Source organism: Escherichia coli DSM 30083 = JCM 1649 = ATCC 11775 (assembly GCF_003697165.2).
GTDB classification, from domain to species: Bacteria; Pseudomonadota; Gammaproteobacteria; order Enterobacterales; family Enterobacteriaceae; genus Escherichia; species Escherichia coli.
Genome location: NZ_CP033092.2, coordinates 2,042,068 through 2,058,600, shown reverse-complemented (window position 1 = coordinate 2,058,600; position 16,533 = coordinate 2,042,068). Strand labels below are relative to the sequence as shown.

At 56.6% G+C, this 16,533-nt stretch carries 6 protein-coding genes, 2 tRNA genes and 2 pseudogenes; 5 read left to right on the top strand and 5 right to left on the bottom strand.

Annotation, left to right across the window (positions count from 1 at the left end):
- Positions 1–109 precede the first annotated feature (109 nt).
- Positions 110–199: transfer RNA gene (locus tag EAS44_RS10860), tRNA-Ser, on the bottom strand.
- Positions 200–292: 93 nt separating this feature from the next.
- On the opposite strand from EAS44_RS10860, the gene mtfA reads away from it, so the two are divergent.
- From mtfA to EAS44_RS10845, 3 genes and pseudogenes are all read left to right on the top strand, one after another.
- Positions 293–1,090 (top strand): DgsA anti-repressor MtfA, encoded by a 798-nt coding sequence (mtfA, locus tag EAS44_RS10855; RefSeq protein ID WP_001350677.1) that lies wholly within the window; start codon positions 293–295, stop codon positions 1,088–1,090.
- 100 nt (positions 1,091–1,190) lie between these two features.
- A tRNA-Asn gene (locus tag EAS44_RS10850) sits at positions 1,191–1,266 on the top strand.
- 161 nt (positions 1,267–1,427) lie between these two features.
- Positions 1,428–2,690: pseudogene (locus tag EAS44_RS10845) on the top strand (tyrosine-type recombinase/integrase).
- A gap of 193 nt (positions 2,691–2,883) precedes the next feature.
- On the opposite strand, the gene ybtS reads toward EAS44_RS10845, so the two are convergent.
- Genes ybtS through ybtP form a run of 4 tightly spaced genes read right to left on the bottom strand, consistent with a single transcriptional unit; the run spans position 2,884 to position 8,990 of the window.
- Positions 2,884–4,188 (bottom strand): yersiniabactin biosynthesis salicylate synthase Irp9/YbtS, encoded by a 1,305-nt coding sequence (gene ybtS, locus EAS44_RS10840; RefSeq protein WP_000703040.1) that lies wholly within the window; start codon positions 4,186–4,188, stop codon positions 2,884–2,886.
- Between the two features lie 27 nt (positions 4,189–4,215).
- A complete protein-coding gene (gene ybtX / locus EAS44_RS10835) occupies positions 4,216–5,496 on the bottom strand; it encodes a yersiniabactin-associated zinc MFS transporter YbtX (protein ID WP_001286281.1) in 1,281 nt (426 codons plus the stop codon).
- Positions 5,489–7,291, bottom strand: coding sequence for a yersiniabactin ABC transporter ATP-binding/permease protein YbtQ (gene ybtQ / locus EAS44_RS10830; RefSeq protein ID WP_001350678.1), 1,803 nt, complete (start codon positions 7,289–7,291; stop codon positions 5,489–5,491). Before ybtQ ends, ybtX begins: the two co-directional genes overlap by 8 nt.
- Entirely contained in the window at positions 7,278–8,990 is a 1,713-nt protein-coding gene (gene ybtP, locus EAS44_RS10825; protein ID WP_001327954.1) for a yersiniabactin ABC transporter ATP-binding/permease protein YbtP, read from the bottom strand. Before ybtP ends, ybtQ begins: the two co-directional genes overlap by 14 nt.
- Positions 8,991–9,246: 256 nt before the next feature.
- Between ybtP and ybtA the strand changes: the two genes are divergently transcribed.
- Together ybtA and irp2 are read left to right on the top strand one after the other, a co-directional pair.
- The gene (gene ybtA, locus EAS44_RS10820) at positions 9,247–10,206 is read left to right on the top strand and encodes a yersiniabactin transcriptional regulator YbtA (protein WP_000140405.1); all 960 of its coding nucleotides are present in this window, start codon (positions 9,247–9,249) and stop codon (positions 10,204–10,206) included.
- A 190-nt stretch (positions 10,207–10,396) separates the two neighbouring features.
- A pseudogene (gene irp2, locus EAS44_RS10815) lies at positions 10,397–16,506 on the top strand (yersiniabactin non-ribosomal peptide synthetase HMWP2).
- The last annotated feature ends 27 nt before the right edge of the window (positions 16,507–16,533 follow it).

Genomic DNA, 16,533 nt, shown 5'->3' with positions numbered 1-16,533 from the left:
CACAGTATCGAACAGAAAACAGTGACGATCTAACCCTTCAAGAATATTCTACGATTGTTCTGTTTAGGAAAAGCAAGGCGGGAAGTCGGGAGATAAGTCATTGATAAAGTGGCGGAGAGAGGGGGATTTGAACCCCCGGTAGAGTTGCCCCTACTCCGGTTTTCGAGACCGGTCCGTTCAGCCGCTCCGGCATCTCTCCGTTCAGATGGTTGCCATGATGCCAGGAAATTTGGCATTTTAACAGTCCCTGTCCGTGCAATTTTGTTCAAGTGACGAGTTTGCGAGCAAAACGATGATTAAGTGGCCCTGGAAAGTACAAGAATCAGCACATCAAACTGCCCTTCCCTGGCAGGAAGCACTATCGATCCCCCTTTTAACGTGTCTGACGGAACAGGAACAAAGCAAATTAGTCACTCTTGCCGAACGTTTTTTACAGCAAAAACGGCTTGTTCCTTTACAGGGCTTTGAGCTGAATTCATTAAGAAGCTGCCGGATAGCACTTCTATTTTGCCTGCCCGTTCTGGAGTTAGGACTGGAATGGCTGGATAGTTTTCATGAAGTCTTAATTTATCCTGCGCCATTTGTGGTCGATGATGAATGGGAAGACGATATCGGTCTGGTGCATAACCAACGTATTGTTCAGTCAGGTCAGAGCTGGCAGCAAGGGCCTATCGTTTTGAACTGGTTGGATATACAAGATTCTTTTGATGCTTCTGGTTTTAACCTGATTATTCATGAAGTCGCTCATAAGCTGGACACCCGTAACGGCGATCGCGCCAGCGGAGTTCCCTTTATTCCGTTGCGTGAGGTTGCTGGCTGGGAACACGATCTTCATGCTGCAATGAACAACATTCAGGAAGAAATCGAATTGGTTGGCGAGAATGCGGCGAGCATCGATGCTTATGCTGCCAGTGATCCTGCTGAATGTTTTGCCGTACTTTCTGAATATTTCTTTAGCGCCCCAGAACTTTTTGCTCCTCGTTTCCCTTCATTGTGGCAACGTTTCTGCCAATTTTATCAACAAGATCCTTTGCAGAGACTGCATCACGCTAATGATACAGACTCGTTTTCGGCGACGAATGTTCATTAATTAACAACTTTGCAGATTAATTAACCAATTGAAATGGCTTATGAAATTTAGTGTTGACAGACAAGGTACCGCTAAGTAATATGCGCCCCGTTCTCACGATTCCTCTGTAGTTCAGTCGGTAGAACGGCGGACTGTTAATCCGTATGTCACTGGTTCGAGTCCAGTCAGAGGAGCCAATTTTCTGTTTTCTTGCATCCTTGCGAATCTTTATCTGATGTTGATTCAACAGGTTAGTGTGAAAACTCTTCTCGGTGCATTTTGATTTTACCCTACGCATCGGGAAAAATTGGTGGTCAAATCTGGGGTCAGGTTAGTTCGATAATGGAGTGACCCCCATATATCCCTTACCGACGCAAAAATCCGCACCCTCAAGCCTTCTGATAAACCCTTTAAAGTCTTCGATTCTCACGGTCTGTATCTGCGGGTCAAGCCGGGTGGCTCCCGCCACTGGTATCTCAAATACCGTATTAGCGGTAAAGAATCCCGCATTGCGCTGGGTGCCTATCCAGCCATCTCCCTGTCTGATGCGCGACAGCAACGTGAAGGTATCCGTAAAATGCTGGCGCTGAATATCAACCCGGTACAGCAGCGGGCTGCTGTACGTGGCTCACGAACACCGGAGAAAGTTTTTAAAAACGTGGCGCTGGCGTGGCATAAAAGTAACAGGAAATGGTCGCAGAACACCGCCGACCGTCTGCTTGCCAGCCTGAACAATCACATCTTTCCGGTCATCGGGAACCTACCTGTATCAGAACTTAAACCCCGTCATTTCATTGACCTGCAGAAAGGGATCGAGGAAAAAGGTCTGCTGGAGGTTGCGTCCCGCACACGGCAGCACCTGAGTAACATAATACGCCATGCGGTCCATCAGGAGTTAATCGATACGAACCCTGCAGCAAACCTTGGCGGCGTGACCACACCTCCTGTCAGACGGCACTATCCTGCCCTGCCGCTGGAGCGGCTGCCTGAACTGCTTGAACGTATTGGGGCATATCATCAGGGCCGTGAACTGACCCGGCATGCCGTTCTGCTGATGCTGCATGTGTTCATTCGCTCCAGTGAACTGCGTTTCGCCCGCTGGTCAGAGATTGATTTCACAAACCGAGTCTGGACGATACCCGCGACGCGAGAACCCATTATTGGCGTGCATTATTCCGGCCGCGGGGCAAAAATGCGAATGCCGCATATCGTCCCCCTCTCAGAACAGTCCATCGCCATTCTGAAACAGATTAAGGATATCACCGGTAATAATGAACTGATCTTCCCCGGCGACCATAACCCGTATAAGCCAATGTGTGAAAACACGGTCAATAAGGCACTGCGGGTGATGGGTTACGACACGAAAAAGGATATCTGCGGTCACGGCTTCCGGGCAATGGCATGCAGTGCGCTGATGGAATCGGGTTTATGGGCAAAGGACGCAGTAGAACGCCAGATGAGTCATCAGGAGCGCAATACCGTGCGCATGGCTTATATTCATAAGGCAGAGCACCTGGAAGCCCGCAAAGCGATGATGTAGTGGTGGTCGGATTATCTGGAAGCATGCCGAGAATCTTATGCACCGCCTTATACAATTGGTAAAAATAAGTTTATCCCATAGTATACTAACGAATCCCACACTCTGGCAAATTACCACCACCTCCACAGGAGGTGGTTCTATATAGACTTTTATCAACTTCATGACGAAAAACACCTATTTTATCCCAAAAGAAGACAATAGAGTCACAGAGGAATCAAAGAGCGACTCAATTGTCTTTGGACAGTCTGGTTGTGAGGTTAGAAAACAGTTACTCCTACACCATTAAATAGGGCGCAATGCTCGCTAATTTCTCCCGGGTTTCTGTCAGTTCGCGTTCCGGCGTAGATTGCGCGATGATTCCCGCCCCCGCCTGTATCCAGCAGCGCTGGCTATCCTGAAATACGGAACGCAGAACTAGCGCCGCATCAAAGCGCGTATCGTCCAGCAGCAGGATTGCGCCGGAATAAAGCTCTCGCGGCGTCTTCTCAATTTGCATAATCGCGTTCAGAGCAGCATTTTTAGGGATACCTGAGGCGGTAATCGACGGAAACAGCACGGTAAACGCATCCCAGGCATCCTTGTTTTCCGCAAGCTGACCGCTCACGCCAGACCCCAGATGCTGAACGCTGCCGCGCTGGCGAACCGACATTAAATCTTCAACCACCACGCTGCCCGGCTGGCAAACAGCCTCCAGTTCAGCAATAGCTTCTTTGACAGAAAGGATATGCTCAAGCACCTCTTTACTGTCGTGCAGCAGTTCTGCCTCTTTCGCCTTATTATGCTCCGGGTTTCCCATGCGATCGCGGGTGCCCGCAAGCGGTTCAGTGACCACTTTATTGCCCGTCACTGACATCACCAGTTCCGGGCTAAAGCCCAGCGCTTCGCGTCCTTCCTGACGGAACATAAACGAGCGCACAGGCGTGTTTGCCTGCCGCCCGTATAACAGCGTGGCGGGCATATCAATCCGCGATGGCAGGGGAATGGCGCGCGAGACAATCACTTTGACATACTCGCCACGGCGGATCTCCGCAACGGCGCGCGCAACCTGTTGTTTATATGCCTCACCATTGAGGGCGGTATCCACCGCCAGTGGTGCGTTCTGCGTCGTTGTACCGGCCTCTTTTACCCACTCGCACAAACGTCGGCACCCGTCGGCGGAGTCCGCATAAACGGTGACATTTCCCTTTTCAAAAATAAGTTCTTCACGGGGAACGGTTAACGTCAGCAGCGGCCACTCCCCGGCGTTAAAGGCAATCCCCCGCGCATGCGCCGCAAAGTTGAACCCAACCTGTCCATATACCCGACGTCCTTTCACCTGAGGATGCGCCATAAAACGACGCGCGCAGTCGGCAATGGAATCCACCGCCCATTTTTGCTCCCCAGCATCATCAATAAATGTCGCCTGCGTTCCGTCGGCATTAATGTGCAGCCGTGCCTGGCACCCTTTGCCTAAATACCAACAGGGTTGACGCTCATAGACATAACACTCTTCTTCTGCGAACTGGCGTAAAACGCCAGAAATCGTCGGTAGCCATTGTTCCTCTGGTAACGCCAGATGTAGAAATTCACTGATTTTCATCCCTTACCTCTCTGTGTTATTCCCGGATCAATCAATTGCGCTTGTCATCAGTTCTCTTGCCGAATGCAGCCGGATATAAGCAACCCACGCCGCCAGCAACGTGAATGCCCCGGCAAACAGGAAGCAGGCCGCATAGCCAAAATGTTGAGCAACAACGCCACCGATAACGCCAGCCAGAATGGCGATTGCCGCGTCAGTACATTGAAAGAGGGTGAAGTCGACACCGGCCTGCAAAGGCGATGAAAGCGACATCAGCGTGGCGTAAAGACAGACCAGCGCGCAGGCCAGCGAAATGGACTGGACAATGACCAGACACTGGAGAATCTGCAGCAGCAGATGACCCGGCGCCATCATGAGCGTCATCACCACCGCCAGCAGCGCGATCCCCTGGACGCCATAAGCCGTCAACAGCGCTCTGCCGGGTGAGGTGTATTTCATCAGCAATCCGCCGGCCAGCGTTCCTGCTATGCCCGCTGCAATATTGCCGCCGCTGAACAGCGCGCCCAATGCGGACATGCTCAACCCATGATCCAACAACAGCGGTGCCAGAAGAGGCAGCACAAACCGCATGCCTGAATTCAGCATCAATACCAGCAGTAAGCCCAGGCGCGCCTGCTTCCTCCTTAGCGCATAACCTAACGCCGGAACATGCGGGATAGTCGCTGTTCGCGTCGGCTCCGTAATGCGCCACAGCGGGAGTGACAGCGCCATAATCAGCACCGCCATCATCAGCATGGCGACAGGCCAGCCGGATGCCGCCGACAGCATCAGGAACACCCCGCCGCCGCACATCATTCCCAGATAGCTGCCGCCGACCTGCACGCTGTTTCCCCAGCCGTAACCCGTGCGGGTCAGTTGATCGACACAAAAGCCGTCGCTGGCGATATCAATGGTGGAGGCGACCGTGCCTGCCACCATAAACAGAACAAATAACGCGACGATTTGCGTATCGGGGAATCCCCCTTCTCGCCCAAACCAGCCAATCGCTGCGGCAATAGTCAGGATCGCCGCTAGCGCGACCTGACCACGCAGGATTAACATGCGGGAACGGCGTTCCTGGCTACCGGGCGGAAGCCGCCAGCGCTCGATCCACGGCGCCCAAATAAACTTCAGCGCCCAGGGCAGCATAAACAGGGTTGTCGCACCGGCAAGCGCCAGCGAACCGCCAGCAGCGCGCACCAGCGCGGGTAAGGACTGCATAGACAGCGCCGATACCAGACTCTGCGTCACATAGACGCCGGCAATAGCAAAAATCACCCGCCCGGTCGTCAACGTCAGAGGTTTCACATTCGACTGAACATCACTCATGCACCCACTCTCCAGACGCGGAACCCCCGTCGTCGCGCCACACGCGCGCGGCCATTTGCGCCTGCCACAGCGCCTGATAACGTCCATGATGTGAGAGCAATTGCGCATGAGTACCCTGCTCAACCACCTGTCCCTCTTCCATCACCAGAATGTTTCCGGCCCCGGCGATGGTGGATAAACGGTGAGCGATGATAATCACCGTCCGGTTGTGAACCAGGTTATCGATCGCTTTTTGCACCGCCAGCTCGCTTTCAATATCCAGCGCGGCAGTCGGTTCATCGAGAATGACGACCGGCGCGTTTTTCAATAACGCTCTGGCAATGGAAATCCGCTGGCGCTCGCCGCCCGATAGCTGGCCGCCCATCTCTCCCATTGGCGTCAGCCAGCCTTGCGGAAGACGGGAAATAAACTCAAGGCACTGCGCCGCGCGGGCGGCCTCTTCTACCTCCTGCCGCGTCGCCTGTGGGCGCGCGATACGGATATTCGCCAGCAGCGTGTCATCAAACAGCCAGACATCCTGGAAAACAACAGAAATCAGGCTATTGAGCTGTTCCGGCGTCAGGCGGCGAATATCGACGCCGCCAATAGAAATCTGCCCTTGCTGCGGATCGGCATAGCGCATTAACAGTTTGGTGACCGTAGTTTTGCCTGCGCCGGAGGCACCCACCAGCGCGCTCATACTGGCTGCCGGGAACGTCAAAGAAACATGATTAAGCGCGTGGCCGTCACCTTCTTCGTAGCGATAGCTGACGTTGTCAAAGCTGATATCGTAACGTTCCGGCATCTCGCTTTGCTCTGCGACGGGAAGCGGTGCTATCGCCATAAACTGCTCAATCCGTTGCAGGGCGCTGGCGATCAGTTCCACAACCGAGGTGTAGCTGATAAACATCGCCATCGGTTCTGCGAAGCGCATAATCATCGCGACGGCGGCAATCAAAAAGGCGAGGTTCAGAGTGCCCGTCACTACCCAGACGATCCCGGATAACACCACCACCTGTAGGCCCAACTCCACGACGCTGGCGATCAGCATCGTTGCGCCAGCGCCCTGACGGTGAGTGCGGGTCTGTAAGTTTTCCAGCGCATTGAAATGCGCCAGCAGCGCCCGGCTTTTATCGGCATCGCTGCCGCAGGTGCGCAATACCATCATCCCCTGAGCAAATTCAACGATATCGCCGCTCAGACGCTGGTGCGCTTCCCCCAGCGTCTGCATTTGTCGCCGCATCGCCGGGCGGCGCCAGTAATAAAACGGCACCAGCAGAGGGAAGATCAGCAACATCACCAGCCCCAGCCGCCAGTCTATCCACAATGTCGCCAGCGACGCCGTCAGCGGCGTGACAATGGTGAGCAGCAAAATATTGGCTATCGCAATAACATAATTGAGGTTTTCATCCACGCTGCCCAGCAGCAAGGCGTTCATTTCACCCGCCCTGCCGCGCTGGAGCTTCTCCAGCGGCACGCGGCGTAACTGCTCGCCAAGTCGCAGGCGCAACTCATGGGTAGCCTGCGCCAGATGACCACGGTATTCAAAGCCCAGGCCATACCAGCGTAGCACCAGCGTCACAATTGCGGCGACGCTGAAGGCCATAGCCCAGTTAAGAAGTTGCGGCGCGTCTCCCCGTAACAGCGCATCAATGATCGGATAAAGACAGGCAAAGGCGATCCCCTGCATGAATGCCGCCAGCAACAGCGCCAGCATACTGCGTCGCAGCATCCTGGCCTGACTGCCAACGCTGGAGATAAGCTGGCGCCAGATGACGCGCCAGGCCAGGTTATCCGCAGGATTATTGTCTTTCATTTTCCACCACCTCTTCCTGTGTTCCACCCGGCACCCAATGCTGCGCCTGCTGATAGTGTTGCCAGAGCCGTTGATACAGGCCGCCCTGCGCCAACAGTTGCGTATGGTTCCCCATTTCCCTGAGTTGTCCGTCGGAAAACAGCAATATCACATCGGCCTGAGTCACCATTGAGAGACGATGCGCGACCATGATGACCGTCCGGCCACGCATGGCCGCCGCGAGCGCCTTGATAAGCGCCGCTTCGTTTTCCGGGTCAGCAAACGCCGTCGCCTCATCGAGCACCAGGATGGGGCGATCCTGCAAAAGCGCCCGGGCGATAGTAATGCGCTGCCGCTGGCCGCCGGAGAGAAATACCCCACGTTCCCCGACTCGAGTGTTGTAACCTTCTGGCAGAGCGCTAATAAAATCATGGGCCTGCGCCACTCTGGCCGCCGCTATAACCGCCTCCAGCGGCGTATCCGGCGCGCCCAGACGAATGTTATTGGCTATCGTGTCGGCAAAAAGGAAGTTGTCCTGAAACACAAACGAGAGTTGCTTCATCAGGGTGTCCGTCTGCATATCACGCAGATCCACGCCGCCAATACGGATATGGCCTTTGTCCGGGTCGGCGTAACGCAGCAGCAAGCGCGCCACGGTGCTTTTTCCGGCGCCGCTTGGCCCGACCAGCGCCACAATTTGCCCGGCAGGCACATGAAAGCTCACCTCCTGCAACGCGGCGCCAGTACGCGCTTGCGGATAATGAAAGCTCACCTGCTCAAAGGTAATGCTCGCCTCTTGCGGCTGCTGGTCAGACTGCGGCAGCGATAACTCCGGCATCGCGAGAACCTGATAAATACGCTGAATGCTTAAACGCGTTTGCGCGACCAGGTTATTGAGCATCATCATTGGCATTACGGCTTCGGCCATTCCGCTGCCCAGCAGTAAAACGGCCACCCACGCGATAAAATCGAAACTGCCATAGTGCAACAGGCCGTATCCCGACCAGATCAGGACAAACAGGGTCGGGAGAGGATTCAGAATCGAGAAGGAAAAACGCGCTGAAAAACCGGCTTTGCGATACCAGGTTTTGAGCACATCGACCCACTCTTCAAGGGCGCGTTGATAGCGCAAAAAACTGGTGCTGCCGCTATCAAACGTTCTCACCACGGGCATGGCCTGCACGAACTCAATAACCGCCGCGCTAACCTGCTCGCGCGCCTTATGATAACGCTGAGCCATATTTTCCGAACGCTGGCGGGCGAGCACGAGAACAACCGATCCAAACGCCAGTACCCCCAGCGTCGCGATTGCCAGCCGCCAGTCCAGCCAGAACAAGATAACGATTGTCGCCAGCGGCATGATGATCGCGCGGGCATAGAGCGGCGTGCTGTCGGCCACAAAAATATGTAACGACTTCACGTCATCCAGCATCACTTTCGCCACTGACCCGCTGCCCATTTGCTGTAACACGCCAGGCGGAAGCTGCAATGCTTTACGGGCTAACCTGCTGCGCAGAATGTTCTCCAGATGAAAAGCCGCGTAATGAGAGGTGTTGAACGCCTGTAAGCGCAGAACAAAAGTTAAGACCACGCAGCCGATCACGCCGCCCAGCGGCCAGGCCGGAATAGCGTCAGGCGTCGCGCGAATGTCACGCAGGCTCCACGCCAGAAAAAGGAGCGCCCCCAGGCTGGTTAATGCCGCCAGCCCCGCCAGCGCCATAGCTAAAATAACCTTCCTGCGAACCGGTGTAATCACCTGCCAGAGAGGAAATCGGGACAGCGATTCAGTATTGGATGATTGAGATGACATGGGAGTAACTGAATTTCCTGATGAATTTTTACGGACGCCAAAAACGACAATTCAGGGTGGCGTTCTGAGAATTAATGTGAATAATAACCATTATCAATAACTCATCTACCCCATTCGGTTCTATTTATACCCGCATTGGTCTAAGCCACAGGGAGATAACCAGGTCATGACGGAGTCACCGCAAACGCAATCTGAAATCTCTATTCACCAGTTGGTGGTCGGGAAACCTGCAAACGATGGCAATATTCCTGCTCAGTGTGAACTGCTGCGCTGTTCGTTGCAGGAAGGTATGGATATTTTGCTCTGGAGGGGCCATTTTGCGCGGCCAGAGACGTTGCAGCTACACGACGATCTGGGCAGGATTAACTTCTCGTGCATCCTGGAAGGCACATCGCGCTTTGCGATTCAGGGACTCCGGCGCCACACCGACTGGGAGCTTGCGCGCAATCGCCATTACATTACCCATACGCCAGACTGTCGCGGCAGCGCCTCCTATTGTGGCCGATTCGAGAGCATTACCCTCTCCTTCAGCCCTGAAACCCTCGCGCTGTGGGTGCCGGATATTAGCGCGGTCATTAAGAATAAGATCGACTCCCACTGCTGTTGCCAGCAGCAGCGTTGTAATGCTGAAACCCACTTAACGGCTCAGGCCTTGCGTCACGCGCTGATGCGCATGCACGGCGGCTTCAGTCATGAACAAAAGCCGTCGACGCTATGGTTGCAGGGGCAAAGTCTGGTCATGCTCAGCCTGGTGCTGGATGAACATCGCGAAGACGCCAGTTGCCTCTCCTGCCACTTCAACCCGATGGAACGCCAGAAACTGCTGCGGGCGAAGGATCTGCTGCTGGCTGATCTGACGCAAGCGCCGGGCGTCGCGGAGCTGGCCAGAGAGTCCGGTCTGAGCGTTCTCAAAATTAAGCGAGGCTTCCGCGTTCTGTTCAACAACAGCGTCTATGGCCTGTTTCAGGCTGAACGAATGCAGGAAGCCAGAAGACGCCTGGCCAACGGCAATACCTCCGTCATGACGGTGGCGGCCGATCTGGGCTATGCCAACGCCAGCCATTTCTCTGCCGCCTTCCAGAAACAGTTTGGCGTAACTCCTTCGACCTTTAAACGCGGGATGTAACCGGGGTCGCGCCCCCCTAAACTCCTCCCTGACAGAGGCCCGGATACCTCATCCGGGCCTCTGTTCTTTCCGCCTGTTACCAACCCGAAACGGGCATAAATAAACCCGTTTCGGGTAGCATTCAATTGTTAATAATTATTATTCTCATATGAGTAATGCTTTTCGGTAAGACGTGCCATCAGGAGGAAGAATGATTTCTGGCGCACCATCTCAGGATTCGCTGTTACCGGACAACCGCCACGCGGCTGATTACCAACAATTACGCGAGCGGCTCATACAGGAACTGAATTTAACGCCGCAGCAGTTACATATGAAGAGAGCAACCTGATCCAGGCCGGCCTGGATTCCATAAGATTGATGAGATGGTTACACTGGTTTCGTAAAAATGGCTACCGCCTTACCCTTCGCGAGCTGTATGCCGCCCCCACGCTGGCGGCATGGAACCAGTTAATGCTCAGCCGGTCGCCGGAGAACGCGGAAGAAGAAACGCCGCCCGACGAATCATCCTGGCCGAACATGACCGAAAGTACGCCCTTCCCATTGACGCCAGTACAGCACGCCTACCTGACGGGCCGCATGCCGGGGCAGACGCTTGGCGGCGTGGGTTGCCACCTGTATCAGGAGTTTGAAGGCCATTGTCTGACGGCGTCGCAGCTGGAGCAGGCCATCACGACCTTGCTGCAACGCCACCCAATGCTGCATATCGCCTTTCGCCCCGACGGGCAGCAGGTCTGGCTACCGCAACCTTACTGGAACGGCGTCACCGTTCATGATTTACGCCATAACGACGCTGAAAGCCGCCAGGCCTATCTGGACGCACTGCGCCAGCGCCTGAGCCACCGTCTTTTACGCGTGGAAATCGGCGAAACGTTTGATTTTCAGCTGACGCTCTTGCCGGACAATCGCCACCGCCTCCATGTCAATATTGACCTGCTGATTATGGATGCCTCCAGCTTTACGCTTTTCTTCGATGAGCTTAACGCCCTGCTGGCCGGAGAATCGCTGCCGGCTATCGACACCCGCTATGATTTCCGCTCGTATTTGCTGCACCAGCAGAAGATCAATCAACCACTGAGAGACGACGCTCGCGCTTACTGGCTGGCGAAAGCATCGACGCTTCCCCCCGCGCCCGTCTTGCCGCTGGCCTGCGAACCCGCCACGCTACGTGAAGTCCGTAATACCCGACGCCGCATGATTGTCCCGGCAACACGCTGGCACGCCTTTAGCAACCGGGCCGGCGAGTATGGCGTGACGCCGACAATGGCACTGGCGACCTGTTTTTCTGCCGTGCTGGCTCGCTGGGGCGGCCTGACGCGTCTGCTGCTTAACATCACCTTATTCGACCGCCAGCCGCTGCACCCGGCGGTTGGCGCGATGCTTGCCGACTTCACCAATATTCTTCTGCTGGATACCGCCTGCGATGGCGATACCGTCAGCAACCTGGCGCGTAAAAACCAGCTCACGTTTACGGAGGACTGGGAGCATCGCCACTGGTCCGGCGTCGAATTACTCCGTGAACTCAAACGCCAGCAGCGCTACCCCCACGGCGCCCCGGTGGTATTTACCAGCAATCTGGGGCGTTCCCTCTACAGCAGCCGCGCAGAATCGCCGTTGGGCGAGCCGGAATGGGGCATCTCGCAAACGCCGCAGGTCTGGATAGATCATCTGGCGTTCGAGCATCACGGCGAGGTCTGGCTACAATGGGACAGCAACGACGCGCTGTTCCCTCCGGCGTTAGTCGAAACATTGTTCGACGCCTACTGCCAGTTGATTAACCAACTCTGCGATGACGAAAGCGCCTGGCAAAAGCCGTTCGCAGATATGATGCCCGCCAGCCAGCGCGCGATACGCGAACGGGTCAACGCCACCGGCGCCCCCATTCCCGAAGGCTTGCTGCATGAAGGCATTTTCCGTATCGCTCTGCAACAGCCGCAGGCGCTGGCGGTAACGGACATGCGTTATCAGTGGAATTATCATGAGCTGACAGACTATGCCCGCCGTTGCGCGGGCAGGTTAATCGAGTGCGGGGTTCAGCCCGGCGATAATGTGGCTATCACGATGTCGAAAGGCGCAGGACAACTTGTTGCGGTTCTGGCCGTCCTGCTGGCCGGGGCGGTTTACGTTCCGGTTTCGCTGGATCAGCCTGCCGCACGGCGCGAGAAAATCTACGCTGACGCCAGCGTCCGGCTGGTGCTCATTTGTCAGCACGACGCCAGCGCCGGGTCAGACGATATTCCCGTCCTTGCCTGGCAGCAGGCCATTGAGGCGGAGCCGATCGCCAACCCGGTAGTACGCGCCCCCACGCAACCGGCCTACATTATCTACACCTCCGGCTCTACCGGTACGCCGAAAGGGGTAGTCATTTCTCACCGGGGAGCGCTTAACACCTGTTGCGATATCAATACCCGCTATCAGGTTGGCCCGCATGACAGGGTGCTGGCCCTCTCCGCCCTACATTTTGATTTATCGGTTTACGACATTTTTGGCGTACTGCGCGCGGGCGGCGCGCTGGTGATGGTGATGGAAAATCAACGGCGCGATCCTCACGCATGGTGTGAGCTGATCCAGCGCCATCAGGTCACGCTCTGGAACAGCGTCCCGGCGCTGTTCGATATGCTGCTGACCTGGTGTGAAGGTTTCGCCGACGCCACGCCGGAAAACCTGCGCGCAGTGATGCTTTCCGGCGACTGGATCGGGCTTGACCTCCCCGCCCGTTATCGGGCCTTCCGGCCACAAGGACAATTTATCGCGATGGGCGGCGCCACCGAGGCGTCTATCTGGTCTAACGCCTGCGAAATTCACGACGTCCCCGCCCACTGGCGCTCCATCCCTTACGGTTTTCCGCTAACCAACCAACGCTACCGGGTGGTGGATGAACAGGGCCGGGACTGCCCTGACTGGGTGCCGGGTGAATTATGGATTGGCGGCATTGGGGTCGCGGAAGGCTATTTCAACGATCCCCTGCGTAGCGAGCAGCAATTTTTGACGCTCCCGGACGAGCGCTGGTATCGCACCGGCGATCTCGGCTGCTACTGGCCAGATGGCACAATCGAGTTCCTCGGTCGTCGCGACAAGCAGGTCAAAGTCGGAGGATATCGCATCGAGCTGGGCGAAATCGAAAGCGCGCTCAGCCAGCTGGCGGGGGTGAAACAAGCAACCGTTCTGGCGATCGGCGAAAAAGAAAAAACGCTGGCGGCATACGTTGTTCCTCAGGGCGAGGCTTTTTGCGTTACCGATCATCGGAACCCGGCACTGCCGCAGGCGTGGCACACGCTTGCGGGAACGTTGCCCTGTTGCGCCATCTCGCCAGAGATCTCCGCAGAACAGGTAGCCGATTTCCTTCAGCATCGCCTGCTAAAACTGAAGCCGGGTCACACCGCTGGCGCCGATCCTCTCCCCCTGATGAACTCACTCGCTATCCAGCCGCGCTGGCAGGCCGTGGTGGAACGCTGGTTAGCATTTCTGGTGACACAACGGCGACTGAAGCCCGCTGCTGAAGGTTATCAGGTCTGCGCTGGTGAAGAACGCGAGGATGAGCACCCGCACTTCAGCGGACATGATTTAACGTTATCGCAAATTCTTCGCGGTGCCCGTAACGAACTGTCGTTACTGAACGACGCGCAGTGGTCGCCGGAAAGCCTGGCCTTTAACCATCCGGCCAGCGCCCCGTATATTCAGGAACTGGCGACAATTTGCCAACAGCTTGCACAGCGCTTACAGCGCCCGGTACGCCTGCTTGAGGTGGGAACCCGCACTGGCCGCGCCGCAGAATCGCTGTTAGCACAGCTCAACGCCGGACAGATTGAGTATGTCGGGCTTGAGCAGAGCCAGGAGATGCTGCTGAGCGCCCGGCAGAGGCTCGCCCCCTGGCCTGGCGCCCGTCTGTCCCTCTGGAATGCAGACACGCTGGCGACGCACGCTCACTCGGCGGACATTATCTGGCTTAATAACGCCCTGCATCGTCTGCTGCCGGAAGATCCCGGGCTCCTTGCGACATTACAACAGCTTGCCGTTCCCGGCGCGCTGCTCTACGTGATGGAGTTTCGCCAGTTAACGCCGTCCGCCCTACTCAGCACGCTCCTGTTAACCAATGGGCAGCCGGAGGCCTTGCTGCATAACAGCGCCGACTGGGCGGCATTATTTAGCGCGGCCGGCTTCAACTGTCAGCATGGCGATGAGGTCGCGGGGTTACAACGCTTCCTCGTACAATGTCCTGACAGGCAGGTGCGCCGCGATCCCCGTCAACTTCAGGCCGCCCTCGCCGGGCGTCTGCCGGGGTGGATGGTGCCGCAACGGATCGTATTCCTCGACGCCTTACCGCTGACGGCTAACGGGAAAATTGACTACCAGGCGCTGAAGCGTCGTCATACCCCTGAAGCGGAAAACCCGGCCGAAGCGGATTTACCCCAGGGCGACATTGAAAAACAGGTTGCCGCCCTCTGGCAGCAACTCTTATCAACTGGCAATGTCACCAGAGAAACCGACTTCTTCCAGCAAGGCGGCGATAGCCTGCTGGCGACCCGTCTGACCGGGCAACTTCATCAGGCAGGTTATGAAGCGCAATTAAGCGACCTGTTTAATCATCCCCGGCTGGCGGATTTTGCCGCCACGCTGCGGAAAACCGACGTCCCGGTCGAACAACCATTCGTCCACTCCCCTGAAGATCGCTACCAGCCCTTTGCGCTTACCGACGTGCAGCAGGCTTACCTGGTGGGGCGTCAGCCGGGCTTTGCCCTGGGCGGCGTCGGCTCACATTTCTTTGTTGAATTTGAAATTGCCGATCTGGACCTCACCCGGCTGGAGACGGTCTGGAACCGATTAATCGCCCGCCACGATATGCTGCGCGCCATCGTGCGTGATGGACAGCAACAGGTGCTCGAACAGACGCCCCCTTGGGTGATACCCGCACACACCCTCCATACGCCTGAAGAGGCGTTGCGGGTGCGCGAAAAACTGGCGCATCAGGTACTCAACCCCGAAGTGTGGCCGGTATTCGATCTCCAGGTCGGATACGTGGACGGGATGCCTGCCCGCCTGTGGCTGTGTCTGGATAACCTGTTGCTTGACGGTCTGAGCATGCAGATCCTGCTGGCGGAGCTGGAGCACGGCTACCGCTACCCGCAACAGCTGCTTCCGCCGCTGCCCGTCACCTTCAGGGATTATCTGCAACAACCCTCGCTACAGTCGCCCAATCCAGATTCTCTGGCATGGTGGCAGGCGCAGCTTGATGATATTCCTCCGGCGCCTGCGTTGCCGCTGCGCTGCTTGCCTCAGGAGGTTGAAACACCGCGCTTCGCCCGCCTGAACGGCGCACTGGACAGCACGCGCTGGCATCGGCTGAAAAAACGGGCGGCTGACGCCCATCTCACCCCGTCGGCCGTACTGTTGTCGGTGTGGTCAACGGTTCTCTCTGCATGGAGTGCACAGCCTGAGTTCACGCTTAACCTTACGCTTTTCGACAGGCGACCGCTGCACCCGCAAATCAACCAGATTCTGGGCGATTTCACCTCGCTGATGCTGCTGAGCTGGCATCCCGGCGAAAGCTGGCTGCACAGCGCGCAGTCACTACAGCAGCGGCTGAGCCAGAACCTCAACCACCGCGATGTGTCAGCCATCCGCGTGATGCGTCAACTGGCGCAACGGCAAAACGTGCCTGCCGTTCCGATGCCCGTCGTCTTTACCAGCGCACTGGGCTTTGAGCAGGATAACTTCCTCGCCCGGCGTAATCTGCTCAAACCGGTCTGGGGCATCTCCCAGACGCCGCAGGTCTGGCTCGATCACCAGATTTATGAATCCGAAGGCGAACTGCGCTTTAACTGGGATTTTGTCGCCGCGCTGTTTCCTGCCGGGCAGGTGGAGCGCCAGTTTGAACAGTATTGCGCATTGCTAAACCGAATGGCCGAGGATGAAAGCGGCTGGCAACTGCCGCTCGCCGCGCTGGTGCCTCCCGTTAAACACGCAGGGCAATGCGCAGAGCGCTCACCGCGCGTATGCCCTGAGCACTCTCAGCCACACATTGCGGCGGACGAGAGCACCGTCAGCCTGATTTGCGACGCCTTCCGCGAGGTGGTTGGCGAGTCTGTCACGCCCGCAGAAAACTTCTTTGAGGCGGGCGCAACGTCGCTGAATCTGGTGCAACTGCACGTTTTGTTACAACGTCACGAATTTTCCACCCTGACGTTGCTTGACCTCTTCACCCACCCTTCTCCTGCTGCCCTGGCCGATTATCTGGCCGGCGTCGCCACGGTGGAGAAAACAAAACGACCTCGCCCTGTTCGCCGTCGTCAGCGGCGGATATAGCGCGAAGCAAACTGATTTTCCCCGGAA